Consider the following 24912-nt stretch of genomic DNA (forward strand, 5'->3'; position numbering starts at 1 on the left):
CAATTTCCGACAAGAGACTCCGCACGGTTTCCCGGAATTGCTTTGAAGCAAAGCGCGAGGAAGATATTCATGTCGACTTTCGATACGCCGTTTGCGCGGGCTGCCGCCGGCACTGAAAAGATCGGAGCGAATCGGGGCAGGGCGGGTTTCCGCCTGCCGCTGCCCGGCCGCGACAAGCTGCTGCCCTATCTGGTGCCCGTTGCAATCGTCGCACTCTGGCAGCTCGGCTGTTCCGCCGGCTGGATCTCCTCGCGCATCATGCCATCGCCCGCCGATGTCGCCGCCGCCTTCTGGACGACGACGGTTTCCGGGCAGCTGCCTCAGGACGTGCTGGTTAGCGCCGCGCGCGCCTTCGCCGGCCTTCTCGTCGGCGGCTCCATCGGCTTCCTGCTCGGCATCGCCAATGGCGTCTCGAAGCTTTCGGAGCAGCTGACGGATACGACATTGCAGATGCTGCGCACGATTCCGCATCTGGCGATGATCCCGCTGGTCATCCTCTGGTTCGGGATCGGCGAGGAGTCGAAACTTTTCCTCACCTCGCTCGGCGTGCTCTTCCCGGTCTATCTCAACACCTATCATGGCGTGCGCAACGTCGATCGCGACCTGATCGAGATGGGCAAGGTCTACGGCATGAGTGGTTGGACGCTGTTCCGCAAGGTGATCTTCCCCGGCGCCCTGCCGTCGATCTTCGTCGGGTTGCGTTATGCGCTCGGAATCATGTGGCTGACGCTGATCGTCTCGGAATCGATCGCCGCTTCCTCGGGTATCGGTCATATGGCCAACAATGCCCGAGAATTCATGATGACCGATGTCGTGGTGCTGGCGCTCGTCATCTATGCGGTGCTCGGCAAGCTTGCCGATGTCGTTGCCCGCGCATTGGAGCGCCAGACGCTCAAGTGGAACCCGGCTTACGCGAAATAGGCCAAACAGGAGACAAATCATGACCGTCATCACGCATGAGCGTTTCCATCCTTCGGAAGCAGTAGAATATAATGAGAGCCCGAGCATTGCGGCGGGCGCCGGTGCCGCAGCGATCACGCTCTCCGGCCTCGAAAAGAGCTTTGGCGCCAACCGGGTGCTGCGCGGCATCAACCTGCATATTCCGGCCGGCCAGTTCATCGCCGTCATCGGCAAGAGCGGCTGCGGCAAGAGCACGCTGCTGCGTATCCTGATGGGCCTAGATGAGCCGACTGATGGTGAGTTGCGCTTCGAAGGCGCCGATGGTGGCGAAACCCAGCCCAATGCCCGCATCGTTTTCCAGGAGCCGCGGCTTCTGCCCTGGCTCAGTGTCGCCGACAATGTCGTCGTCGGTCTCGGCGAAGGTATCGAGAAGAAGCGCGCACTGGAAGAAGCCAAGGCTGTACTCGATGAAGTGCAGCTTGCCGAAAAAGCCGGCGAATGGCCGGCGCGTCTTTCCGGCGGTCAGCGTCAGCGCGTGGCGCTTGCTCGCGCCCTTGTCAGCAAGCCCGGCGTTCTGGCACTCGACGAACCGCTCGGCGCACTCGATGCACTGACCCGCATCAGCATGCAGCAATTGCTGAACCGCGTCTGGCGCGAACTCGGATGCACCACGGTGCTCGTCACCCACGATGTCAGCGAGGCGGTGCATCTGGCCGACCGGGTAATCGTGCTGGAGGAGGGGCGCATTGCGCTCGATCTCGCCATTCCCTATCCGCATCCGCGCCGCCACGGCAATCCGGCGCTTGCCGAGCTCGAAGGACGGCTGCTGTCGGCGATCCTCGGCAGTGACGGCGGTCACTGAGCCACCGTTGTTTCCAAGGCGCGGTGCAATCCTTGCCCACGGCATGGCCGCGAAGAGTTGGAAATGCGTGTAAAGGACGATCCATTCGTTGCCGAAGGTGTCCCTAACACCGATATGCTAGAGATCGCTGCGACAGTCGATGAGCGGCTTGCCTTTCCGTAGGCTTAACCCGCCGCTTACCGCGGCCGAAAAGGTTCCGGCAGGTCCTCCTTATAGGGATAGAACTTGAAATAGGGCAGCGCCTCTTTCAGCACGCGTGCGAAGGAAGGGCGTTCCAGGAGACGCCGGTAATAGGCCTCCAGTCCTGGCCGCTTCTCCGTAAACGGCACCAGCGTTCTCGCGTAGAAGAGGGCGGGTGCGGCGGCGCAATCTGCCATCGTGAAGGCGTCGCCGGTAACCCAGGCTTTGCCGTCGATCTGCTTTTCGACCATGTCGTAGGCAAGCGACAGCATGCCGCGCGCTTCGTTGACGCCATGCGGATCGCTCGATCCTTCCGGCCGCAGCCGGTCGACGACGATCTTCTGCATCGGCACCTGCACATAGAGATCGAAGAAGCGATCCCAGAGACGCACCTGCATTCCGGGATTCGTCTCCTTGGGTACGAGCGAGACGGGGCCTGGATAGTGCCGGTCCAGATATTCGATGATGATGCTGGTCTCGGGAACCGTGCTGTCACGCGTCTCGTCGCGCAAAAGCGGGATCTTGCCGACCGGCCAGAAGCGCAGAAGGTCGGCGCTCGACTGCTCGTCAGCGAGATCGACGAAGCGGTTTTCGAAGGGTGTCGCGTTTTCGTAAAGCGCGATCAGCACCTTATGGCAGAAGGAGGCAAGCGGATGCTGGTAGAGAACAAGCGCCATACGTTGACCTTTCCTGAGAATTTCAGGTCAGGAAACTAGCAAGGCGCCCCAAAAAAGCCAGATGGCCGTCAGCCGGTGTAGCGCGCCGTCACCAGATGGCCGGGGCTCGGCTGCCCTTCCTGCATGCGCACGTTGATCTCCAAGATCTCGATGAGTTCGAAGCCGGTGGCGGCGAGGCGCTCGCGGATATAGGTCTCGGTGTGGATGAAGCGCTGGTGCGGGCCGACCATGTAGGGCCGGCCGTCCGCCAGCTTTTCTGGCAGGGTTTCCGAGGAGAAGATGAAGATGCCGCCGGGGTTCATATTCTCGGCGGCGCCGAAGAAGAGCGGCTCCAGTGCGCCGAGATAGGGCAGCACATCGGTAGCGGTGATGAGGTCGAAAGGGTCTTCTTCATTGTCGTCGAGGAAATCCTCGACCTCGGCGACGAAGAGCGTCTCGTAAACTTCCTTCTCGTCGGCGATGACGACCATGTTTTCGGAGATATCGATGCCGACCATCTCTTCGCAGAGATCATTCAATGCGCTGCCGGTGAGACCCGTGCCGCAGCCGAGATCGAGCATGCGTTTGAAGGGGCCGAGCTTCAGGTCCTGCAAGCGCTGACGCACGAGCATCGGCACATGATAGCCGAGCTGCTCCACCAGCACGTCTTCAAAGACTTCGGCATGCTGGTCGAAGAGAGTTTCGACATAGGCGTCTGGCGCGCGAACTGGCGTTTCGCCGCGGCCCATGGAGGCGATACGGACGGCGGCGCCGCCGTGGTCGTCGGGATCGATTGCCAGGACTTCCTGATAGGCGTCCACGGCTGCATCGATATCACCGGCTTTTTCAAGCGCGAGAGCGCGGTTATAGGCTTCCGCGAGAGCCTCTTCGTCGATCTTCTTTTTGCTCATGCGGGCGTTTTAGAGCCCGCAGCTTACCATCGCAACTGCAATCTCAGTGCAATATGAATTCGCCCTTAAGGGAGCGCCACTCCGTTGCCGAAATGAGCCTGCGGTGGATATAGCGGACCGAGTGCAGCGGCCCGTCCAGTTTCTCCTGCCAAAATTTCAGAAAGCCGCGCATTTCCGGAAAGTCCGGGGCGAGGTCGTAGTCCTGCCAGATATAGGTCTGGAGAAGGGCCGGGTGATCCGGCATGCGGTAGAGGATCTGGGCAGTTGTCAGCCCATAACCCTGAAGCTGCTTTTCCATGTCCTTGTGCATTTTGTCTCACTTCTTCTTGTTCCCACTCCGCGCTTATTAGCGCAGCATGATATGAAATCATGCCGTGGTTAACCGAAGCTTGACAGATGCGAAGCAAAAGAGCCATTTATTTTTGATTTCAAAGACTTGGCAGCAGCGAGAGGAGAGTGCTGCCAAGCTTCTTACCGCTTCAGGTGACGTGTCAGCTGTAGTTCCAGCCAGTTCCAGACGTGGCGCAAGGATTCCACGATGGCGAGGTAGAAGATCGCCGCCCATAGATAGGTCTGGTAATCGAAGGTGCGCGAGAAGGCGTAGCGCGTCTCGCCCATGAGATCGAGCACAGTGATGATGGCGACGACCGCCGATCCCTTGATGAGAAGGATGATCTCGTTGCCGTAGGGGCGCAACGCCACGATCAGCGCCTGCGGCAGGACGATCTTCCAGAAGGCGATGTTCTTGTGGATGCCGAGGGCAGCGGCCGCCTCACGCTGGCCGTGCGGAACGCTTTCGATCGCGCCGCGCAGGATTTCCGCCTGATAAGCGGCAGTATTGATGGTCATGGCGAAAACGCCGCAATACCAGGCATCTTTGAAAAACCACCAGAGACCGATCGTTTCCAGGGCCGAGCGGTAGTAGCCCAGGCCGTAATAGACGAGGAAAAGCTGGGCAAGCAGCGGCGTGCCACGGAAGAAATAGATGTAGCCATAAGCCGGCCAATTCAGCAGCGGGTCCTTCGACATGCGGGCCATGGCGAGCGGCAGCGACAGAATGGCGCCGAAGAAGACGGACAGCGCAACGATGCTGAGCGTCACCCGAAGGCCGTTCAGATAGCGCGGCCCGTAGCGGGCGAACTTGTCTGGATCCCAGCCAGCAATAACAGTGTAGACCAGGAGGATTGCCAGCAGCGACCAGAAGGCGACGAGAATGCAACCACCGATCCGGGATCCGGTGATCGGCTTTGCCACTGTACGGGGAGCTGGCTGCGGCGGGATCATCGTTTCGGCGTAGCTCATCGACGCACCTCAGAACGCTTGGCCCAGCGGTCGATATAGACAAGCAGGAACGATGAGAGGATGGCGAGCGCCAGGTAGAGGCAACAGGCAATACCGTAGAAAAAGAAGGGCTGCTTAGTCACACGCACCGCCACACTTGTCTGGCGCAGGATATCGGAAAGGCTGATGATCGAGACATAGGAGGTGTCTTTCAGCAGCACCATCCAGAGATTGGTGAGACCGGGCAGGGCGATTCGGATCAGTTGCGGCAGGACGATAAGGCGTAGCGTTCTGCCGCGATGCAGGCCGAGCGCATCTCCGGCTTCATACTGGCCCTTGGGGATGGCACGGAAGGCAGACAGCAGCACTTCCGAACAGTAGGCGGAGAAGACGACCGAGAGCGCGATGACGCCGGCGAGGAAGGCGTTGATCTCGACCGGTGGTCCTTCATAGCCCGCAAGTTCCAAAAGAGACTGTATCAGCATCTGCATGCCGTAATAGATGATGAAGAGCGTCAGCAGCTCCGGCAGCCCCCGGAAGATCGTCGTGTAGATGCCGGTCGCCAGCCTGAGCGACTTTTCCTCTGACTGCTGGCCGAGCGCCACGAGGAAACCGATGAAAAGGCCGATCGGCAGGGTGACGAGCGCCACCGAAACGGTGACCTGCAGGCCAAGCGCGATCTCGTCGCCCCAGCCGACGTCGCCGCAGGCCAGGATCGTCGACTGACCAAACCACGTGAAGATGCCGACAGGTCCGCAGAGCGGGTCGAAAATGTGCACAAGCAGGCTCCAGAAGGAGCCGAGCGCGGAAAACAATCCGCCCATGCCAGAATTCCCCTCACGGCTTTTGCCGTTTTGATCTTGCCACCTTTGTCAAACAAAAATGGCGGAAGAGCAAGCCTCCCGCCATTTCCTTCATCGGCCAGATAGCGAATTTATCATTCGCCGTAAACGTCGAAATCGAAGTACTTGTCCTGGATCTTCTTGTACTCGCCGCTGGCGCGGATCGCGGCGATCGCGGTATTCAGCTTTTCCTTCAGCGGGTCGCCCTTGCGGATGGCGATGCCGGCGCCGTTGCCATTGATTTCCTTGTCGACCGGCAGGGTCGTCAGGATCTTGCAGCAGGAGCCGGCGTCGGACTTGACCCATTGGGAGAGAACGACGACGTCGTCGATGACCGCGTCAACGCGGCCGCTGGAAACGTCGAGCTTGTACTCGTCAGCCGTCGGGTAGAGCTTCAGTTCGGTGTCGGGGAGGTGCTTCTCGGCGTAGTTGGCATGGGTCGTGGAAGTCTGCGCGCCGATGACCTTGCCCTTGAGGCCGGCAACGTCGGTGACCTTGGAGTCCTTCGGCACGGCGATTGCCGGCGGGGTGTTGTAGTACTTGTTGGAGAAATCGACGAGCTTGAGGCGCTCCGGCGTGATCGACATGGACGATACGATCATGTCGAACTTCTTGGCGTTCAGCGCCGGGATGATGCCGTCCCAGTCGGTCGAGACGAAGGTGCAGTCAGCCTTCATCTGAGCGCAAAGCGCCTTGGCGATATCGATGTCGAAGCCCTGAATCGTGCCACTGGCGTCGACGAATTCGAACGGCGGATAGGTCGAGTCCGTGCCGATCACGTATTTTTCGCCGTCGGCGAGAGCCGCGCCGGCAAAAAGGGACATTGCCGCGAGCGAGGCTGCAGCAAGGAGCTTGGTGGAAATGCGCATGAGGATCCTCTCTGTTGGTATCGCCGGGTCTTTTTGTTGTTCGCCGGCGGCCGCACACTTCGACGGTGCCACCACCGTCTCGCGGCGATAATCAAACCTTTTTTCGCAAAATTGCAACAGGAATTCCCCGCGCAATTGTGCGCTGCAACCGACAGCGGACATGAACGGGGGCCGACCGCGATGTTCAGGGAAGGTTAATCCCGCCTTTCCTAGCCTTCGGAACAAATCGGCATTCTAACGATTTGTGCTTCGCTTGGTGCACAAAATGCCGTGATTGCGGGACAGTCAGTCCCGGTTGAAGTCGAATAAGGACGAGGAATCCCTGATGGGCATGAAATCCAGACTGTTTGCCAGCGCGGCCTTTCCGCTGCTTTCCCTTGCCTTGGCGGTGCCGCCGATGGGCGCTTACGCCGCAGCCGGCGGTGGAGCGCAGGGCGCAGCTCGCCCGGTTGTCGAAGGAAGCTATGAGGTGGCACAGGATGCGCCTTCGGAAGAGGAGCTTCTGAAAAGGAAGAAGAAGCTGGAAGAGGAGCAGCAACGGCCGAAGGAAGCGCCAGCCGAAAAGCCCAGGCAGAGTGAAGCACCCGCCGAGCGCGCGCCAGAACCGGAACAGCAGCCCAAGCGTCAACGCGAGCCCGAACCGAAGGCCGCACCGGAAGCTCAGCCCCCGGCCGCTGCAGAACCCGCTCGTCCGCGCCAACGCCAGGCACAGCCCGAGCAGGCAGCACCCGAACAACAGGCGCCTGCCGAGGATCTCCAGCGTCCGCGTCGCCAGCGCCAGGCGCAGCCGGAACAGCCGGCCGCACCACAGGCAGAGCAACCCCAAGCCGAGCAACCCAAGGCAGAACAGCCGGCACGCCAGCGCCCGCGCGACCGTAACAAGCAGGCAGCACCGGAGGCGCAGCAGCCGGCCGAACAGGCCCCTGTGGCCGGCGAGGCCCAGCAGCCCGCCGAAAAGCAGCGTCCGCGCCAGAAACCCAAGGCCGCCGAACAGCCGGCGGAGCAGACCGCGGAACCGCCTGCCCAGCCGCAGCAGGGTAGCAAGAAGCCCGTCGCCACCGAGCAGACGGCGCCGTCAGGGGAAGCGCCTGCGCCAACCAAAAAGCCCGCAGCGGCTGAAAAACCCGTGCCGGCGGAGAAGCCCGCTGCTGAGAAGCCTGCTGTTCCGGCAGAGAAGCCCGCTGCCACCGAGCAGGCGGCACCATCAGGCGAGGCGCCTGCGCCGACCAGAAAACCCGCAGGGACCGAACAGCCTGCGCCTGCAGAGAAGCCTGCGACAGCCGAAAAGCCTGCTGCCGCCGGCGAGCAACCGGCCACCGGCCAAGCCGTGCCGCCGGCACCCGGTCAGCAGCCCCAACAGCCTGCCGCAAACGCACCCCAGCCGGGCGAACAGCCGGCTGCCGGCGCGCCCCAGCAGGCCGAACAAACCATACCGGCACCGGAAAAGGTGACACCGCAGGAGTTGGAGCGCCGCAAGGAGATCGCCAAGGATCCGGCCAAGAGCAACGAGACGGTCATCCTGCCGGTCGAAAATGGTGCCGCTGTCCTTGACAGCGACAAGGATGCCTTCCGCAGGCAGGGCCAGGAGGGTCGTCGCAACCTCGACCTTCAGCGCGCGCAAAGCCAGGAGGTGCAACTGCCCAAGTCGGACGCTCAAGCCCAAACGTTCAGCAGGCAGCAGCGTGCGCCGGTGCAGATGGAAGCGGTCACCGCTGAGCAGGGCCGTCGTATAGACAGCCGCCCGCAGTTCGCCCGGCCGGAGGGCGCAAATTACGTCGAGCAAACCAACGATAGCCGCATCATCATCCAGCTGGGCGACCGAACGGTGGTTCGGAGCGATGACGACCGCCGTTTCCTACGCGACGGTGAACGGCCAATCTATGAGGAGCTTCCGGATGACCGCTACCGCGAGACGATCGTACGGCCCGAGGGCTATCGCATCGTGACGATCCGCAATCGCTACGGAGACATCATCCAGCGTTCGCGTATCGATGCCCGCGGCCGCGAGGACGTTCTCTATTACTCGCCCGAACTCTACGAAGATCCGAATCGCGATTATTTCGAGGATCCGGGTGCTGAGCTGCCGCCGATGCGCCTGCGCGTGCCGCTGGACGATTATATCATCGACACCAGCACCGAGCCTGACCGAGACTATTACGAGTTCCTGAGCGAGCCGCCTGTGGAACCCGTCGAGCGCGTCTATTCGCTGAACGAGGTGAAATATTCTGCCCGCATACGCGACAAGGTCCGCCGCATCGACCTCGACACGATAACCTTTGCGACGGGCAGCGCGGAAATCCCGATGAGCCAGGCCCGGACGCTGCGCAAAGTGGCCGATGCGATCAATAAAGTGCTCGACAGGAACAAGAGCGAGACCTTCTTGATTGAAGGCCACACGGATGCGGTGGGGTCGGCCGAAAGCAACCTGATCCTGTCCGACCAGCGCGCCGAATCGGTCGCCAATGTCCTAACGGATGTCTATGGCATTCCGGCTGAGAACCTCGCGACGCAGGGGTATGGCGAACAGTATCTGAAAGTGAATACGCTGGGGCCGAACCAGGAGAACCGGCGCGTGACCATCCGGCGTGTGACGCCTCTGGTGCGGCCTGTGGCGCAGAGGTAATTAGTTACCGATATCGATTAAGGAGGGCGGGGTCGCGAGGCCTTGCCTTTTTGTTTTGTGGATATTGGAAGGAGGACAAGGCCTGCCGTCGGATACCCCCTCTGCCCTGCCGGGCATCTCTCCACAGGTGGGGAGAGTGGCTTGGGGGCGCGGCTTCCCCAAACAATCAGCGTTGCAGGCTGCACGAGGTTAGAGATGTGCAAAGGTCAAGCCACTTGTCGATCTCCACCCTTGTGGGAAGATGCCCGGCAGGGCAGAGGGGGTATCGCTTGGCGCTCCGTCAGCCATTTCATCTCGGTAGGCACCTGCGAGTTTTCTCAAGCCTCTGCCGGCGTCCCAAGCCCAACCGTACGCGCTACAAAATCCGCTATTGCGACCGTATCGTCGAGATCAAACACCGCCAGCCCGCCGGCATCCTCTACCGGATGATCCGCGGCAATCGCCACGATGTGCGGATCGTCAGAGGCCAGAGGATCGCGCCTTGCCGCCTCCAGCCGCCGCGCCTCGATCTTCGGGATCGGCTCGCGCTTGTAGCCCTCGATCAGCACCAGATCGCAAGGCGCCAGCCGCGCCAATATCTCCTCGAAGCTCGGTTCGGGCGCGCCGCGCAGCTCGTGCATGATGGCATAACGGGTGCCGGAGACGATCGTCACCTCATGGGCGCCGGCCTGACGGTGGCGATAGCTGTCGGCGCCGACCTTGTCGATGTCGAAATCGTGGTGGGCGTGCTTGACGGTGGAAATGCGATAGCCGCGACGGGTGAATTCCTCGACGAGGCGGACGGCAAGCCCGGTCTTGCCCGAGTTCTTCCAGCCGGCGATGCCAAAGATCTTCTGTGTCATCTTCCTATCTTCCTTCATGCACCGGTGTCTTTCATGGACGAAGTGCCCCCAGCCAGCGTTCGGCTTCGATTAAATCGTCTGATGTGTTGATGTTGAAGAAGGGATCGAGAACGCTGGCGCGGGTCGGATGCAACGGGAAGGGCACTTCCGTAACGTCATGACGCAAGAGGAAGTCGCGTACGCGGCGCTTGTCATCGGTCTTCATCCATTCCTCCAGATCGCCGGCAAGCGCGGTCGGCCAGAGGCCGAAGACCGGATGGCTGCGGCCTTCGGAAGCAGCGATGGCGATCTGTTCCGGATGGTCGATGGCAGCGGCAAGCCGGCCGACGAGATCGGCCGGAAAGAACGGGCAATCGACCGAGACGGTGACGACATGGGTGGCGGGCAGGCCGGCTCCATAGACCATGGCGGCATGGATTCCGGCCATCGGCCCTGCCTTGCCGGGAATGCGGTCGGAGATGACAGGCAGGTTGTGTCCGTCAGCTGCATCGGCATTGACGGCAATCTGCCTCACCTGCGGCTCAAGCCGGGACAGAACGTGCGAAAGCAGGCTGCGACCGCCAAGGGTGACAGCTGCCTTATCGCGGCCCATGCGGGACGAGCGCCCGCCGGCTAGGACAACACCCGGAATAGTCGATTGGTCGAGCACGAAGTCAGTCATGACATTACCTCAGTCTCTCACCGGGGGCATCTTATACAGGTGAGCGGGGCGCCGATTCCTGCGCGACCGGCGGCACATGGCGCTTGGCCTCACGATAGAACGTATAGAGGCCTGAGGCGATAACGATGGCGGCGCCCGCCAGCGTCCAGAAATCCGGCACTTCGGCGAAGAAGAAAAAGCCGAGCAGGGCCGAGAAAATCAGGCTCGTATAGCGGAAGGGCGCCACGAAGGAGATCTCGCCGGTGCGCATGGCGAGGATGACCGACTGGTAGCCGACGAGCACCAGCACTGAGGCAAGCAGAAGATGCGTAAGCGAGGTGACGCTGACCGGTTCCCAGCCGCCGAGGAAAGGGATCATCAGCGCGCCGAAGATCGCGACCGAGACCGCCGTGACCGTCGTGATCATCAGCGAGGGAATGTCCTTGCTGATCCCGCGGGTGGCAAGATCGCGGCCGGCGGTGGCGGCGACGCTGGCAACGCAGAGCAAGGCTGCGGCGGTAAAGCCTTCCGGGCCGGGGCGGATGATGATCATCACGCCGACGAGGCCGACAAGGATTGCCATCCAGCGCCGCCAGCCGACCGGTTCCTTGAAGAAGAGTGCCGCGCCAAAGGTGACGACCAGCGGCAGGGACTGGAGGATCGCCGAGGCGTTGGCGATCGGCATCATGCCAAGGGCTGTAATGTAAGTGACGGCGGCGATGATCTCGCAGGTGATGCGCAGCGCGATGACGGGTTTGAGCATGACGCGCCAGGGCCGCAGCGCATCGAGTTTCCAGGCGATCAGATAAACCAGGATGCTGGTGAAGAGGCCACGCAGAAACATGATCTCGCCGGCATTCATATAGGCTATGACGGATTTGGAAAGTGCGTCGCTCGAGGAGAAGCCCGCCATAGCCATGCTCATATAGATGGCGCCTTCGGTATTGCGTGATCGGGGCATGCTGGGGATTCCTTACCTTGCAGGCCTTTTTAGAAGGGAAAGGGCGGCAAGGGAATCGATGGAATGTCACACTCTCAATAATTCGACGCTGCACTGCAACGCAACTTGCCGTTAGGTGAGCGAATCCTTGTGCAGTTGCGGCAAATATAAGAAATATAAGGATAATTCTAAGATATTTCGGTTACGGATTAAGGTTGTATCAATCGATTCGGCGAAAGATGCGACCACTCTCCATGATGGAGGGTGCCGCCGAACCATCCGGAATGATTGCGGAATGGACGGTACATCGTTTCAAGGCGCCGCTCCCATGCACTTCATCGACCGACTTCTGCAAAGCCGTCGTATCGTCACCAAGGTCCTGCTGTTCGTCATCCCGCTTGTCGTGCTGATTGCCGGCGTCGGCATCCTTGGTTACCACACCGCCAATATCCTGAACGGGCACATGACGGTGACCCGCGCGACGATCGAGAACATCTCCGATTTCGAGAACCTGCAGGCCGCACTCCAGGAATTCGTCTCCGAACCGTCGGATGCGAGCAAGGCCGGTCTCGGCAAGGCGATCGATGCGCAGGAGAGCGGCGTGGTGCGTCTCAACGGCCTCCTGAAGACCGATGACCAGCGCAGCCAACTTACCAAGGTCAGCGGTCTTGCCGGCGCCATGCGCAAGCAGCAGGATCTGCTGTGGGGTCTGCGCCAGAGCGAGGACGCAAGTGTCAGCGCCATCAACAAGACGGTGCAGGCAATCTCGGCCGCGGCCGATGAAGCCGGCCGACAGACCGATATCGTGCGCAAGGATTTCACCGACAAGGAAGTTTTCGCCAAGGCGCTGCTTTACGATTCTGCCGCCTTCAAGTCGCTCACCGATATCATGGGGGCAATGCGCGTCGACATCCAGATGGGCTTTACGCCCGAGGAGCAGATCGAAGCCGCCCAGCAGCATATCGCCGAGATCCTGAAACAGCTCGATACCGCAAGGGCGATGGTCTCCAAGGATGGCCAGCCGCTGATTGGGCAGGTGGCGGAGACGGCTGGAAAGCTCGATGCACTCCTGAAAGGCAAAGGCACACCGGATGAGAAAGCCTCCGGTATGGCGCCGCTGCTCACCGGCTTCGTCAATACCGAGGGGCAGATGACGCTGCAGTCGGCAAAGAACAGCGACACGGCGTCGGCCCGTTTCGTCAGCCTCGACAAGAGCATTGCCGAACAGCGCGAGCTCTTGACCTCCGTCGATCAGGTGCGTGAGGGCGCCGACCGGTTACAGGTGCATGTCAGTCAGATGTTGAGTGCGCGTGATGCCGCTGTTCGCGACGTGGTTCTCGCCGACCTCAGGGTGCTGACAGAAACCGCCAAGAAGATTTCTGCGCTCGGCGCCAATGACGCCGTCATGAAGGCTTTCGCCGACAAGGTTGCTCCCGCCGCGGCTTCTCTGAGCTCAGGCTCGGCCGACATGCTGAAGGCGGCTGCTGACTGGAAGGCTGCCCGCCAGCAGTCCTCGGAAATCCTCTCCGGCGCCATGGCATCGCTTCGTCAGTTCGTCAGCCAGGCGCAGGAAATCGGCAAGGAGGACAGCGAGCGTTCGGCGCAAGTCTCCGTCTTCGCGATGATCCTCGGCACGCTGCTTGCGATCGTCGGCAGCCTGATGCTGGTGGAGACGCTGCGCGGCCCGCTGAAGCGTGTCTCCGACGTCATGACACGGCTTGCCAATGGCGATCTCGAAGTGGCCATCGAAGGCCGCAATCGCGGCGATGAGATCGGCGACATGGTGCGCTCGGTCGCCGTGTTCCGCGATGCGGCCGTCGAAAACGTCCGGCTCGAGAGGGAAGCGGAAAGCGCGCGTGCGCTGTCCGCCGACGAGGCCAACCGTCGCGCCGCTGAGCGCGCCCGTATCGAGGCCGAGCAGAAGCAGGCGCTGAATGCGCTTTCCGATGTGCTGCATGCGCTGGCTCAGGGCAATCTGGAAGTCACCATGCGCCGGGATCTCTCCGCCGATTTCGTCGATATGGCCGATACGTACAATCATGCTGTCGAGGCACTGCGCCAGACGCTCGCTGACGTGCGCGGCGCCACCGTTGAGATCAAGGGCGGCACGGGCAATCTCGCATCCTCTGCCGACGACCTTGCCCGTCGCACAGAACAGCAGGCCGCGGCACTGGAAGAAAGCTCGCGGGCGCTACGCCACCTGAGCGATGTCGTGCGCTCCACTGCCGACCGTGCCAAGCAGACGGCGCAATCGGTCAACGAGACGCAGGTTTTCGCCACCCGTTCCGGCGAGGTCGTCGCCAAGGCGGTCGATGCCATGGGCGAAATCAACCGCTCGTCCGAAAAGATCGCCACCATCATCGGCGTGATCGACGAGATCGCCTTCCAGACCAACCTTCTGGCGCTGAACGCCGGCGTGGAAGCAGCACGCGCCGGCGAAGCGGGACGCGGCTTTGCGGTCGTGGCGCAGGAAGTTCGCGAACTGGCGCAGCGCTGCGCCAAGGCCGCCCGCGAGATCAAGGAACTGATCTCGGCAAGTTCCGGCCAGGTGCAGAGCGGCGTGGAGCTTGTCGAGGAAACCGGCAAGGCGCTTGCTGAAATCATCAGCCATGTCAGCGGCGTACAGCGCCTCGTCTCCGAGATTTCGGCGGCCACCGGCGAGCAGTCGACCGGCATTCATGAGGTCAGTAGGGCCGTGCATGACGTCGAACTGATCACTCAGCAGAATGCCGCGATGGTTGAAGAGAACAATGCCGAAATCCACGGCCTGCGCCAGCGCGTGGACATGCTCGCAGACAAGATCAACCGCTTCCGTACCGGCGACGAAGGCGAGGTACATGGTTATGGCCGTGCCGAGGGTCGCTGGGCGGGCAGGGCTGCCTGACACGACAATTCAGATGAGACTGGAGAGGCCCGCGGTCTTCGGACATCGGGTTTCTTTCTTTTGAACATTTGAGCTTTTCGTTCGTTTTCAACACATGTCCAACAAAGGAGATGACTGTGATGGATTGGAACCGTGTTGAAGGCAATTGGAAGCAGGTGAAGGGTAAGGTTAAGGAACAGTGGGGCAGGCTCACTGACGACGACCTCGACCAGATCAACGGACGCCGCGAGCAGCTCGAAGGCAAGCTGCAGGAGCGTTACGGTTACGAAAAGGATCGCATCCGCAGAGATGTCGATACCTGGTACGACAGCCAGACCTGGCACTGATAAAAATCAGACATCAGTACTTTATTCAGAAACACTCTGCCCCGCTTACGTGGGGCTTTTTCGTGCCGGTTTTAGCCGCAGCAAAGCGAGTTGAGGCTACAGCCGAATCCTGTTCTCCATTAGATACTTGGAACAGAACACAGGATTTAAGAGCCATGATCACTGCGGAAAAACCAGAGAAGTCAAACCCGGAGCTCCCCATGGGATATTCCCCGGTTCCCAGGGGCAAACTTGCAAACGCGGTCACCTGCCTGGAAATGACCGCGAAGCCGCAACTGAGGGAGGCCGAGAGCAGCGCAGGACTTTCCCTGGAGAGGATGCCGGCGCCTGATCCGCAGACATACCGTCAGCTCTTCCGGGCGATCGGCGAAGACTGGTTGTGGGTTTCTCGGCTGGTCATGACCGATGAAGCGCTGAAGGCCATCATCTGCGACCCCCTGGTGGAGGTATACGTGCTGTTCTCAGGCGGTCGGCAAGTCGGAATGCTGGAGCTCGATTTTCGACAGGCCGGCCAATGTGAACTGGTCTTTTTCGGCGTTGGCAAGGACGCCATTGGGACCGGGGCAGGGCGCTACCTCATGAACCATGCTTTATCCATCGCCTGGGCGCGTCCGATCGAGCGGCTCTGGGTCCACACCTGCCATTTCGACCATCCGAATGCACTGCCATTCTATCAACGGTCCGGTTTCAAGCCCTATGCCTTCATGATCGAGGTCACGGACGATCCTCGGTTGACCGGAGTTTTGCCGCGCTCAGCAGCGCCGCATGTGCCAATCCTCGAGTAAGGCAATGCCAGGCTTTGAGGGTCTGTTCCGAAGCCTCAGGATATGAGGCTGTAGAGGTCGTCGGTGCACCGTGGAGCATGACCTCGCGCTCAAAGCCGAAGCCGCATTTCTCGAGAACGCGGCGAGATGCGGGATTGGCCGGACGTACCAGCCCGATAATCCGGCGGGCACCCAATTCTCCAACGGCAAAGCTCAGTATGCCGGAAACGAGTTCGGTTGCGTAACCGTATCCCCAGCTTCGCGGATCGAGGTGATAGGAGAGGTTCAGACCATCGAATTCGTTCGACACGGTCACTCCGCCAAAACCGATCAGCTCACCCTTGGCGAGTACTGCAAAGCGGCCGAAGCCGTGCTCTTTCCAGTGCGCCATGTCCTTCGCCAGTCGTGCAGCGCTTTCTTCGGGACTGTCCGGCTGAGGCACGGGCCGGTGGGCGACCAGTTCAGGCCTTGCGAACAACTCCGTCAGAAAAGGAAGATCCGCGATCGTCGGCGGGCGCAGCAGCAGCCGATCGGTGCGGCGCGCCTGCTTCGTCGGGATATCGTTGTTGCTGATCACACCTGTCCCGATCCGTGAAGCACGATCAAAGATATGCAGAAATTTGACAGACACTGCTGGCGCTGCGCGGCACCGGACCTTGCCGGATCGATTTGCTGCCGCTCCGCAGCACCGGGCCTCACCCACCCGTAACGCTCATGTGTCTGGCAACGGCCGGCCGTTTGTGCGTGCGGTCGATGATGAAATCGTGGCCTTTGGGTTTGCGGGTGATCGCCTCGTCAATCGCAGCATGGAGCAGCCCGTCGTCTTCGGTCGCGCGGAGCGCTGCTCGCAAGTCGGCGGCGTCGTTCTGGCCGAGGCACATGTAGAGCGTGCCGGTGCAGGTGAGGCGCACGCGGTTGCAGCTCTCGCAGAAATTATGGGTGAGGGGCGTGATGAAGCCGAGGCGGCCGCCGGTCTCGGCAACGGTCACGTAGCGGGCAGGGCCGCCGGTCTGGTAATCGATATCGGTGAACGTGAACTGCCGTTCCAGATCGGCGCGCAGTTCCGAGAGCGGCAAGTATTGGTCTGTGCGGTCCTCTTCGATCTCGCCCATCGGCATGGTTTCGATGACGGTCAGATCCATGCCGCGGCCATGCGCGAAACGCAGCATGTCGGGCATTTCCGTTTCGTTGAAATCCTTAAGCGCCACGGCATTGAGCTTGATCTTCAAACCAGCCTTTTGGGCCGCATCGATCCCTTCCATCACTTTTCCGAAATCGCCCCAGCGGGTGACCTTGCGGAATTTGTCCGGATCGAGCGTGTCGAGCGAAACGTTGATGCGGCGTACACCGCAATCGTAGAGTTCCTCGGCATGACGGGCAAGCTGCGAGCCGTTGGTGGTGAGCGTCAGTTCTTCAAGGCCAGAACCGGTATTGCTGCCGAGGTGGCGTCCGAGCTGGCGCACCAGGTGCATGATGTTCTTGCGCACCAGCGGCTCTCCGCCGGTCAGTCTGATCTTACGCACGCCCTTGGCGATGAAGGCAGAACAGAGCCGATCCAGCTCTTCCAGCGTGAGCAGATCCTTCTTCGGCAGGAAGGTCATGTTTTCCGCCATGCAATAGGTGCAGCGGAAATCGCAGCGGTCGGTGACGGAGACGCGCAGATAGGTAACCGCCCGCCCGAACGGATCGACCATCGGGGCGGCGTCCGCAACAAGCGGCGCGGCATTGCCTATCGTTCCGACTATGCTGTTCACTTCTATCTCCGCACTCGTTCCAACATGGGCATATGCTATTGTGTCGTCAAGGGAAACAGGCTTCGGCGGCAAGCGAATTTGCGCTTGCGCCGAAAAAGATCAGCGCCTACTCCTCGCAGAAGAAGAGGACATAAAGATGAGCGATATCTGGCCGACCGAAATCCGGGTCTCGAAAGACCGCCAGAGGCTGGTGGTAAGTTTCAACGACGGGCAGAGCTTCGATCTCTCGGCCGAGCTCCTGCGCGTATTATCGCCATCTGCCGAGGTGCAGGGGCACGGGCCGGGGCAGAAGGTCACGGTGCCGGGCAAACGCAACGTCGCCATCGTCTCCGTCATACCCACAGGCAATTATGCCGTACGCATCGGCTTCGACGATATGCACGATACGGGGATCTACACCTGGACTTATCTGCGCGAACTCGGCGAGCGCGGCTTCGAGCTCTTTTCCGCCTACGAGGAAGAGCTTGCAGCCAAGGGAATGAGCCGGGACGTCGCGGAAAAGCCGCGCTGATATCAACAGGCACGAGGGGGCAAACGGGGGCAGATGACGCAAACGCATAAAAAGAGCTGGCTGCGCGCCCACGGGCATACCGGCAGTAGGGTCACATTCCTGGAACTCTTCTTCGACCTCGTTTTCGTCTTTTCCGTCTCCCAGCTCTCCCATGCGCTGTTTGCGCATTACACGCCGCTCGGTGCCGTCGAAGCCGCGCTGATGATGTTTGCCGTCTGGTGGGTGTGGATTTTTACCGCCTGGGTGACGAACTGGCTCGATCCGGAGCGCATGCCGGTGCGCTCGATGCTGATCGTGCTGATGCTGCTCGGCCTCGTTCTCTCAGCCTCCATTCCCGAAGCCTTCGGCGACAAGGGCCTGCTTTTCGCCTCGGCCTATGTGCTGATGCAGGTCGGCCGCTCGGCCTTCACCACTTATGCGATGCGCGCCTCCAGCCGTTCTGCCACTATCAACTTCGTGCGCATCACGGCCTACCTTGCCGTTGCCGGCGTCTTTTGGATCGCGGGCGGTCTGCTGGAGCACGAGGCGCGGCTAATCTGCTGGGTGATCGCGCTTCTGATCGAATATTCAGGGCCGGCGCTCGCCTTTGCCGTACCGGGCCTGGGCAAGTCGAAGACGGAGGAATGGGACGTTTCCGGTGCGCATATGGCGGAGCGCTGCGCGCTCTTCATCATCATCTGCCTCGGCGAAGCGATCCTGGTGTCCGGCCGCACCTTCTCCGAAATGGAATTCTCGATCATGACCGGCGTGGTCTTCCTGATCGGTTTCGTCGGCACGGTCACCATGTGGTGGCTCTATTTTCGCTTCGGCCATGAACGGGCGGCGCATCGCATCGAGCATGAGGATGCGCCCGGAAGCCTCGCGCGCCAGGCCTTTACTTATGCGCACATTCCTGTCCTTGCCGGTATTATCGTGCATGCGGTTGCGGTGGAATTCATGTTCGAACATCCGCATGAGACCGGCAATCTCGCCATCGCCACCTCCGTGCTCGGCGGATCAGGCCTCTTCCTGATCGGCAATCTCTGGTTCAAAGGGGCGACCAGCGGGCGAATGCCACTCTCGCATCTCGCCGGCATCGTGATCCTGATCCTCTGCGCCTTCCTGGCACCCTTCATGCAGGTTTATGTGATGGGCATCCTGGCGGCGCTGGTGCTGATCATCGTTGCGGCGTGGGAGTATAAATCGCTGACGCGTGTGCCGGCCGGACCGGTGCTTCACTAGCTAATCCTCGTCCCTCAAATCCTGCAGCAGCACGCCGATGATGCGCTCCATCGAATCGGCGGTCGCCATACATTGTTCGATCGGCTCGGCCGACAAGGTGCGCTCGATGAGGGCCGTCTGGATGGCCATGGCCTCCTCGGTCAGCTTGCGGCCCTCCGGCGTAAGGTGCAGGCGCAGCACGCGCTTGTCGCGTTCATCGTCGCGGCGGATGATCAGGCCGCGCTTTTCCATCTGTGGCAGCAGCATGCTCATGTTGGAGCGGCCGACCAGGAGCTTTCTTGCCAGCTCCTGCTGCGAAATGCCTTCGAACCGGTAGAGATTGACGAGAATGTCGAGATGCGGCGGCTTGATATCGAGATCCGATAGCGAGCGCGTCAGGGATTGTTGCATGAGCTGGCAGGCGCGAGCCACCGCGATCCAGCTGCGAAAACGCGGATGATCCCAGGGGAGGGATTGATTTTTGTTCATAGTTGTACTTTATTGTTCAGTGTTGAACATTATCGGAATCCCATCATGGCAAACTTTGCGCTGGAGGTCACGCGCCTCGGATTTTCGCTCATGCAATCCGTTTCCCCGCGTCTGGCGGGCGAGGCCGCGTTCCGGCTGTTCTGCCGCACGCCCTCTGCGAGACCGAAAGGCGAGAAGGCGAAGGCAGCGCATGCGGCGGGTGTCGCCAAGCTTGCCGATGCGGAACGTTTCATGCTGGCCGTCGATGGCAGGCGCGCCCATGCCTACCGCTTGAATGGCGGCGCGCTCGGCCGGCGAAAGCGCTACCTCGTCACCCATGGCTGGGGTTCCGGCATGGCCTATATGGCCGATCTCGTCAAGATGCTGGCGGCAACGGGCGCGGAAGTGATCGCGCTTGATTTTCCGGGTCATGGGCGATCCGGCGGACGCTTCCTGCATATGGCGCTGGCAGTCAAAGCAATCGCCGCAGCCGAGGCGCGTTTCGGCCGCTTCGATGCCGTCATCGGCCATTCCTTCGGTGGCGCGGCGCTGATGGTGTCGTCTCTGTCCATATTGCCCGATGTGAAGCCGGTCTCGGCGGAGCGTATGGTGCTGATCGGCTCGCCGAGCGAAATGCAATGGCTGTTTACCGATTTCGGCCGGATGCTGCGGCTGAAGCCGGCCGCGCAAGCTGCCCTCGAGGATGTCGTTCAGCGTATCACCGGACGGAGACTTGAGGATTTCGATGTGGGCAGGAAGTCGGCCAGTATCGGCAAGCCGCTGCTGATCATTCACGCTGAGGACGACAAGGAAGTGAGCGCCGCCCATGCGCGCCGTTATGCGGCCTCGGGCAGTCACGTACGGCTTTCCTGGGCGAACGGCTTCGGCCATCGCCGCATCATGTCGGCAGGTCCTGTTCTCAGCGAAATCGCGGCCTTCCTTGCCGAAGAAGATATCAAAAAAGATGCTGAGATCATTCCGATTTTTGAGCTTCCGGCACGCCGCGCATCGGTGTAGCGTCCGCCCGGTCGCAGGTCAGGCGGCCGTCAACCGGACGGGATATCGATGAAGATCATCAGCACGATCGAAGAGCTCAACGAAATCTATGGCGGAGGGCTGTCGCAGGCTTCAGTCGACAAGGTGACGAAGAGGTTGACGCCGCTCTATCGCGGGATGATCGAGGCTTCGCCGTTCGTGGCGCTCGCCACTGTCGGCCCGGAAGGACTCGACTGTTCGCCACGCGGCGATGTCGGCGGTGTGGTGCGCATCATCGACGATGAGACGCTGCATCTGCCCGACTGGCGCGGCAATAACCGTGTGGATTCGCTCTCCAACATCGTGCGCGATCCACGCCTGTCGCTGATGTTCCTCATTCCCGGCTCCAACACCGTCATGCGCATCAACGGCCGTGGTGTCGTCTCCAACGACGAGACACTGCTGGCGAGTTTCGAGATGGACGGCAAACATCCGCGTACCGTCATCGTCATCAGCATTGTCGAGGTCTATTTCCAGTGCGCCCGCGCCGTGATGCGCGCCGAACTGTGGAACAGCGATCATTTCGTCGACCCGGCCAGCCTGCCCACGCCCGGCCAGATGCTGAAGGACGCGGTCGGCGATTTCGATCACGAGACCTACGACCGCGAATGGCCGGCGCGCGCCGCCAAGACCATGTGGTGAGGGAGGAGATCACCGGGCGGTGATGCGGCGGCGAGGGCAGGCGCGAATACCCTCCCTTGAGGCGCCATCAAGGTCCACATCAACCTTGCTGGCAGCGGCGCGATTGCCTGGATAGGCGGGCTGCTTTCGGCGCGATATCGGCTATCCTGCGGTTGAGGCATGTTCGGAGGAAGCAATGGCGGTGGATTCTGTCAGAACAGGTGGCTGTGCCTGTGGCGCGGTCAGATATGAAGTCGAAGGCGAACCCTATCAATCCGGTCTCTGCCACTGCACCAATTGCCGGAAGCTGACTGGTTCAATTTTCTCGGCAACGGCGAACTGGCGCCGCTCGAACTTCAAGATGGACGGCGAGATCAGTACCTATGACAAGCGATCCTTCTGCCCGATCTGCGGATCGCGGCTGTTCTTCACGTTCGACGACGGCGTGGAAGTGTTCCTTGGAACGCTGGACGAGGCGCCCAACGATATCCGGCCGATGGTCGAGGTCTGGACTGTCAGACGTGAACCCTGGATGCCGCCGATTCCGAACGTCCGGCTCTACGACGAAAACGAAAACGCGCAGTAAGGGCGGTTGATATGGGGCTTCAAGCCCATGTGGCGGGCTGATCGCCCATGCGGCGCCGGCCACCCGCCGCAAGGCGAGTTGGATCGCGTCTTCCGCCCGGTCAGGTATCTGTGTGGCAGCCGATGAGCCGGTATGGGAATTCCGCGACAACAACCGGAGACAGTGGTAGAATCAGGCATTGATTGCTCGTCTTGTGGGGGATGAGGCATGGGCAAGCTTGCAGAAGGGTCTTCGATTCCGCCTTCATCATCAGTGGGAAAGGCCATTGTAGACGAAATCCGTCAATCGCCGATTCTCGCGCTGATCGTTTTCGTGCCTGTCGTCATCGTGCTGGAGCGGCTCACGCCCGACGCGCACACGCTGTTGTTCCTGATGTCCGTCGTGGCGATCATACCTCTTGCCGCACTTCTCAGCCGGGCAACCGAGGCGGTTGCCGCGAAGACCGGAGACGCGGTCGGCGGGCTGCTCAATGCGACGCTCGGAAACCTGACCGAACTTGTCATTTCGCTGGCGGCGCTGCAGGCGGGGCAATATCTACTGGTCAAGGCGTCGATTGCGGGCGCGATCGTCACCAATACGCTGTTCATGCTGGGCGGTTCTTTCCTGCTCGGCGGGCTCAAGCATCACATTCAGGAATTCAACAGGGTCAATGCGCGCTTCCAGGCCTGCATGCTGTTCCTAGCAACGATTGCGGTTCTTGTCCCGTCGCTGATCAGCGAAGTGGACCAGCCGCCGGCACCCGAGGTGTCGCAGACGCTGAGCCTCGGGCTTTCGATCCTGCTCATCGTCGTCTACGCGCTCGGCATGTTCTTTTCATTGCGCACGCACAAGGAGCTTTTTGCTAGCGTCAGCCATGGCGGTGAAGAGGAGAAACCGTGGCCGATGACGCTGGCTCTCGTCCTGCTCGTCGTCGTAACGCTACTGGTGGCGCTGGTCAGCGAAATCTTCGTCGGATCGGTGCAGGTTGCCGCCGAACATCTCGGCATGACGCCGGCCTTCGTCGGCTTCATCGTCGTGGCGCTGGTGGGTGCGGCTGCAGAAATGACGACGGCCTTTTCGGCGGCGCGTGCCAATCGGCTCGATCTCAGCGTCGGCATTGCGCTCGGCAGTGCAGCGCAGATCGCGCTCTTCGTCGCGCCCGTGCTGGTGCTCGTCAGCTATTTCATCGGCCCGGAACCCATGACGCTGCAGTTCTGGCGTGGCGCGGTGACGATGATGATTGTTGCCACGCTTGCCGCTACCCTCTTGTCCAATGGCGGACGCGGCGCCTGGTATGCAGGGGTCATGGCTCTCGCGCTTTACGGGATTTTCGCTTTCACCTTGTTCGTCCTGCCGCCGGCAAGCCCATCCTGATCGTTCGCCCCGCCGAATGGCAACCACGGACGCGTGCCTTATGGATTGCAGGAAGGGAAAAGCAGGGACATGACGACTAAAATCGGCACGACATTTCAATCGAGCACACGGATGAGGCGTCTGTTTTTCGCAGCACTTTTCAACCAGATCCGCATCCTCTGGCCGATTTTTTCCGGCGTGCTGATCGTCATGCTCGGGGCAGGCAGCATTATCGGCTGGATCGAGGGTTGGGGCATCGGTGAAAGCGTGTATTTCACCTTCGTCACCGGCCTGACGATCGGCTATGGCGACCTTGCGCCGAAGGATACGATAGCACGCATCCTGATCGTGCCGATCGGCCTTTGCGGCATCGTGCTGACAGGCCTCGTTGCCGCCGTCAGTGTGCAGGCGCTCGATGCGGCGGGCCGCGCCCGAGCCGAGCAGGATGATCTCACCGATACCAGATCGTAGGGCGAAGTGCCGGTTGCATCACCCGTTTTCGATGCGATTAAATTCAATAGCATTGACTAATTGATTAGTGTGCGCTATTTGATTTGTCATGATCGAAGCCGAAACCATCACCGCTGTCATGCGCGCCCTTGCCGATCCTACGCGGAGGGCCGTGTTCGAGCGCATCGTCAATTCCCAGGAGATCACCGTGGTCGAGCTGACGCGCGGCAGCAATGTCACGCAGGGCGCCATCTCCCAGCATCTCAAATCGCTGAAACAGGCCGGCCTCGTCAGCGAGCGCCCCGAGGGCCGCAAGGTCTATTACCGCGCCGAGCCTGGTGGTCTTGAACCGCTGGCCGACTGGATGAACCATTACGGCACCTTCTGGCGCGAACGCTTCACCGATCTCAGAAAGTTGTTGAAGGAAATCGACCCATGAACCAAGTCATTCAGCCCGAGAGGCACGCCTCCGCCACACAGGCCATCGTGGTCGACGAAGTCTTCCCCCATGTGCCCGAGGTCATATGGAAAGCGCTGACCAGCGGTGAGTTGATCGGCCGCTGGCTGATGGAGCCAACCGGCTTCGCACCCGTTCCCGGCAACCGTTTTACCTTCCAGACCAGGCCGGCGGGCGAATGGGACGGCACCATCCATTGCGAGGTGCTCGAGGTCGTGCCGAACGAGCGGTTGTCCTACGCGTGGAAGGGCGGCCATGAGAGCAACGATGACGGCTATGGCTCTAAACTGGAAACAGTCGTCACCTTCACCCTTGCCGGGACCGAGGAAGGCACGCGCCTGCGTCTCGTCCATTCCGGCTTCGTGCTTCCTAAGAACGATACCGCCTATCGCAACATGAGCGAGGGCTGGAAGAAAGTGGTCGAGCGGCTCGACGCCGTCGTCTCCGAGCAGGCCTCTTCGCAAACGCTGCATTGAAAAAACAGGAGAAAGACATGAGCAAGTCCTACACCGGCGGTTGCGCCTGTGGTGCGGTCCGCTACGAGATATCAGGCGAACCGGCCGTCATGGTCGATTGCCAGTGCCGGCAATGCCAGCGTTCCAGCGGCACCGGGCATCAATCGCATCTGACATTTGTCGCGGCCGAAGTTAAGGTGGAGGGAGAGGCATCCACATGGCAGGCGATTGGGGACGGCGGAACCGTCAAAGAACGCGGCTTCTGCCCGATATGCGGCTCAGCCGTCTACATGACGTTCCCCGATATGCCAGAAGTCTTCATCGTCACACCGGCAAGCCTCGACGACCCGAGCCGCTACCAGCCGCAGCTGGTCTCCTGGACCGCGGCCGGATACGCCTGGGATAATCTCGATCCGGCCGTGCCGAAATTCGAGAAGATGCCACCAGCGTAGGGAATGCGAAGATGCCGGCGGCAACCCGCTTGCTACGACTCCGATTGAACCCATAATGGCGTCACCGATGC

27 protein-coding genes and 1 pseudogene are annotated in these 24912 nt (G+C 60.9%); 16 read left to right on the forward strand and 12 right to left on the reverse strand.

What is annotated here, in order from left to right:
- Positions 1-69 precede the first annotated feature (69 nt).
- Both ssuC and FHX15_RS10435 read left to right on the forward strand, forming a co-directional pair.
- Positions 70-921, forward strand: coding sequence for an aliphatic sulfonate ABC transporter permease SsuC (gene ssuC, locus FHX15_RS10430; protein ID WP_184396441.1), 852 nt, complete (start codon positions 70-72; stop codon positions 919-921).
- 19 nt (positions 922-940) lie between these two features.
- Positions 941-1762 (forward strand): ABC transporter ATP-binding protein, encoded by an 822-nt coding sequence (locus FHX15_RS10435; protein ID WP_184396444.1) that lies wholly within the window; start codon positions 941-943, stop codon positions 1760-1762.
- A 176-nt stretch (positions 1763-1938) separates the two neighbouring features.
- Here FHX15_RS10435 and FHX15_RS10440 read toward each other — a convergent pair whose 3' ends face one another.
- The 6 genes from FHX15_RS10440 to FHX15_RS10465 form a co-directional block, all read right to left on the reverse strand.
- Positions 1939-2619 carry a glutathione S-transferase family protein gene (locus tag FHX15_RS10440; protein WP_184396447.1) on the reverse strand — a complete coding sequence of 227 codons (681 nt, stop codon included), beginning with the start codon at positions 2617-2619 and terminating at the stop codon, positions 1939-1941.
- A 68-nt stretch (positions 2620-2687) separates the two neighbouring features.
- A complete protein-coding gene (locus FHX15_RS10445) occupies positions 2688-3509 on the reverse strand; it encodes a class I SAM-dependent methyltransferase (RefSeq protein WP_184396449.1) in 822 nt (273 codons plus the stop codon).
- A gap of 43 nt (positions 3510-3552) precedes the next feature.
- Positions 3553-3819, reverse strand: a complete 267-nt coding sequence (locus FHX15_RS10450; RefSeq protein WP_183830578.1) for an usg protein — start codon at positions 3817-3819, stop codon at positions 3553-3555.
- Between the two features lie 161 nt (positions 3820-3980).
- On the reverse strand, positions 3981-4811 hold the full coding sequence (locus FHX15_RS10455) for an ABC transporter permease (RefSeq protein ID WP_184396452.1): 831 nt from the start codon (positions 4809-4811) through the stop codon (positions 3981-3983).
- A complete protein-coding gene (locus FHX15_RS10460) occupies positions 4808-5614 on the reverse strand; it encodes an ABC transporter permease (protein WP_184396455.1) in 807 nt (268 codons plus the stop codon). Before FHX15_RS10460 ends, FHX15_RS10455 begins: the two co-directional genes overlap by 4 nt.
- Before the next feature lie 113 nt (positions 5615-5727).
- Positions 5728-6501: a transporter substrate-binding domain-containing protein gene (locus FHX15_RS10465; protein WP_184396458.1), complete on the reverse strand. Its 774-nt coding sequence runs from the start codon at positions 6499-6501 to the stop codon at positions 5728-5730.
- A 325-nt stretch (positions 6502-6826) separates the two neighbouring features.
- Here FHX15_RS10465 and FHX15_RS10470 point away from each other — a divergent pair, with 325 nt between their 5' ends.
- Positions 6827-9124, forward strand: a complete 2298-nt coding sequence (locus tag FHX15_RS10470; protein WP_184396461.1) for an OmpA family protein — start codon at positions 6827-6829, stop codon at positions 9122-9124.
- Between the two features lie 317 nt (positions 9125-9441).
- Here the strand turns inward: FHX15_RS10470 and mobB are convergent, their stop codons facing one another.
- The 3 genes from mobB to FHX15_RS10485 are packed head-to-tail and all read right to left on the reverse strand — an operon-like array spanning position 9442 to position 11567.
- Positions 9442-9966 carry a molybdopterin-guanine dinucleotide biosynthesis protein B gene (mobB, locus tag FHX15_RS10475; RefSeq protein ID WP_184396464.1) on the reverse strand — a complete coding sequence of 175 codons (525 nt, stop codon included), beginning with the start codon at positions 9964-9966 and terminating at the stop codon, positions 9442-9444.
- A 31-nt stretch (positions 9967-9997) separates the two neighbouring features.
- A complete protein-coding gene (gene mobA, locus FHX15_RS10480; RefSeq protein WP_184396467.1) occupies positions 9998-10627 on the reverse strand; it encodes a molybdenum cofactor guanylyltransferase MobA in 630 nt (209 codons plus the stop codon).
- A gap of 31 nt (positions 10628-10658) precedes the next feature.
- On the reverse strand, positions 10659-11567 hold the full coding sequence (locus tag FHX15_RS10485; RefSeq protein WP_184396470.1) for a DMT family transporter: 909 nt from the start codon (positions 11565-11567) through the stop codon (positions 10659-10661).
- Between the two features lie 307 nt (positions 11568-11874).
- Here FHX15_RS10485 and FHX15_RS10490 point away from each other — a divergent pair, with 307 nt between their 5' ends.
- The 3 genes from FHX15_RS10490 to FHX15_RS10500 all read left to right on the forward strand — a co-directional run bounded on the left by FHX15_RS10490 (position 11875) and on the right by FHX15_RS10500 (position 15541).
- Positions 11875-14430 carry a methyl-accepting chemotaxis protein gene (locus FHX15_RS10490; protein WP_184396474.1) on the forward strand — a complete coding sequence of 852 codons (2556 nt, stop codon included), beginning with the start codon at positions 11875-11877 and terminating at the stop codon, positions 14428-14430.
- 119 nt (positions 14431-14549) lie between these two features.
- Positions 14550-14756: a CsbD family protein gene (locus FHX15_RS10495; protein ID WP_184396477.1), complete on the forward strand. Its 207-nt coding sequence runs from the start codon at positions 14550-14552 to the stop codon at positions 14754-14756.
- A gap of 155 nt (positions 14757-14911) precedes the next feature.
- The gene (locus FHX15_RS10500) at positions 14912-15541 is read left to right on the forward strand and encodes a GNAT family N-acetyltransferase (protein WP_184396480.1); all 630 of its coding nucleotides are present in this window, start codon (positions 14912-14914) and stop codon (positions 15539-15541) included.
- Between the two features lie 46 nt (positions 15542-15587).
- Here FHX15_RS10500 and FHX15_RS10505 read toward each other — a convergent pair.
- Both FHX15_RS10505 and moaA read right to left on the reverse strand, forming a co-directional pair.
- Positions 15588-16097 (reverse strand): annotated as a pseudogene (locus FHX15_RS10505) (GNAT family N-acetyltransferase); the annotation flags it as partial.
- A gap of 118 nt (positions 16098-16215) precedes the next feature.
- Positions 16216-17274, reverse strand: coding sequence for a GTP 3',8-cyclase MoaA (moaA, locus tag FHX15_RS10510; RefSeq protein ID WP_184396486.1), 1059 nt, complete (start codon positions 17272-17274; stop codon positions 16216-16218).
- A gap of 136 nt (positions 17275-17410) precedes the next feature.
- Here moaA and FHX15_RS10515 point away from each other — a divergent pair, with 136 nt between their 5' ends.
- Positions 17411-17785 (forward strand): gamma-butyrobetaine hydroxylase-like domain-containing protein, encoded by a 375-nt coding sequence (locus FHX15_RS10515; RefSeq protein WP_184396489.1) that lies wholly within the window; start codon positions 17411-17413, stop codon positions 17783-17785.
- Positions 17786-17818: 33 nt separating this feature from the next.
- Entirely contained in the window at positions 17819-19006 is a 1188-nt protein-coding gene (locus FHX15_RS10520; protein ID WP_184396492.1) for a low temperature requirement protein A, read from the forward strand.
- Here FHX15_RS10520 and FHX15_RS10525 read toward each other — a convergent pair whose 3' ends face one another.
- Complete coding sequence (locus FHX15_RS10525) at positions 19007-19474, reverse strand: MarR family winged helix-turn-helix transcriptional regulator (RefSeq protein WP_184396495.1); 468 nt, start codon at positions 19472-19474, stop codon at positions 19007-19009.
- 45 nt (positions 19475-19519) lie between these two features.
- Between FHX15_RS10525 and FHX15_RS10530 the strand changes: the two genes are divergently transcribed.
- The 8 genes from FHX15_RS10530 (at position 19520) to FHX15_RS10565 (ending at position 24841) form a co-directional block, all read left to right on the forward strand.
- Positions 19520-20470, forward strand: a complete 951-nt coding sequence (locus FHX15_RS10530) for an alpha/beta hydrolase (RefSeq protein ID WP_184396498.1) — start codon at positions 19520-19522, stop codon at positions 20468-20470.
- 48 nt (positions 20471-20518) lie between these two features.
- Positions 20519-21130 (forward strand): pyridoxamine 5'-phosphate oxidase family protein, encoded by a 612-nt coding sequence (locus tag FHX15_RS10535; protein WP_184396501.1) that lies wholly within the window; start codon positions 20519-20521, stop codon positions 21128-21130.
- 175 nt (positions 21131-21305) lie between these two features.
- On the forward strand, positions 21306-21695 hold the full coding sequence (locus FHX15_RS10540; protein ID WP_184396503.1) for a GFA family protein: 390 nt from the start codon (positions 21306-21308) through the stop codon (positions 21693-21695).
- A 207-nt stretch (positions 21696-21902) separates the two neighbouring features.
- A complete protein-coding gene (cax, locus tag FHX15_RS10545) occupies positions 21903-23048 on the forward strand; it encodes a calcium/proton exchanger (protein ID WP_184396507.1) in 1146 nt (381 codons plus the stop codon).
- 69 nt (positions 23049-23117) lie between these two features.
- Positions 23118-23498: a potassium channel family protein gene (locus FHX15_RS10550; protein WP_246778921.1), complete on the forward strand. Its 381-nt coding sequence runs from the start codon at positions 23118-23120 to the stop codon at positions 23496-23498.
- 88 nt (positions 23499-23586) lie between these two features.
- The gene (locus FHX15_RS10555; protein WP_184396510.1) at positions 23587-23916 is read left to right on the forward strand and encodes an ArsR/SmtB family transcription factor; all 330 of its coding nucleotides are present in this window, start codon (positions 23587-23589) and stop codon (positions 23914-23916) included.
- Entirely contained in the window at positions 23913-24410 is a 498-nt protein-coding gene (locus FHX15_RS10560) for an SRPBCC domain-containing protein (RefSeq protein WP_184396514.1), read from the forward strand. The genes FHX15_RS10555 and FHX15_RS10560 overlap by 4 nt, the downstream gene beginning before the upstream one ends.
- A gap of 17 nt (positions 24411-24427) precedes the next feature.
- Positions 24428-24841: a GFA family protein gene (locus FHX15_RS10565; protein ID WP_184396517.1), complete on the forward strand. Its 414-nt coding sequence runs from the start codon at positions 24428-24430 to the stop codon at positions 24839-24841.
- The last annotated feature ends 71 nt before the right edge of the window (positions 24842-24912 follow it).

The organism is Rhizobium sp. BK650 (genome assembly GCF_014195325.1).
Classification (GTDB): domain Bacteria; phylum Pseudomonadota; class Alphaproteobacteria; order Rhizobiales; family Rhizobiaceae; genus Rhizobium.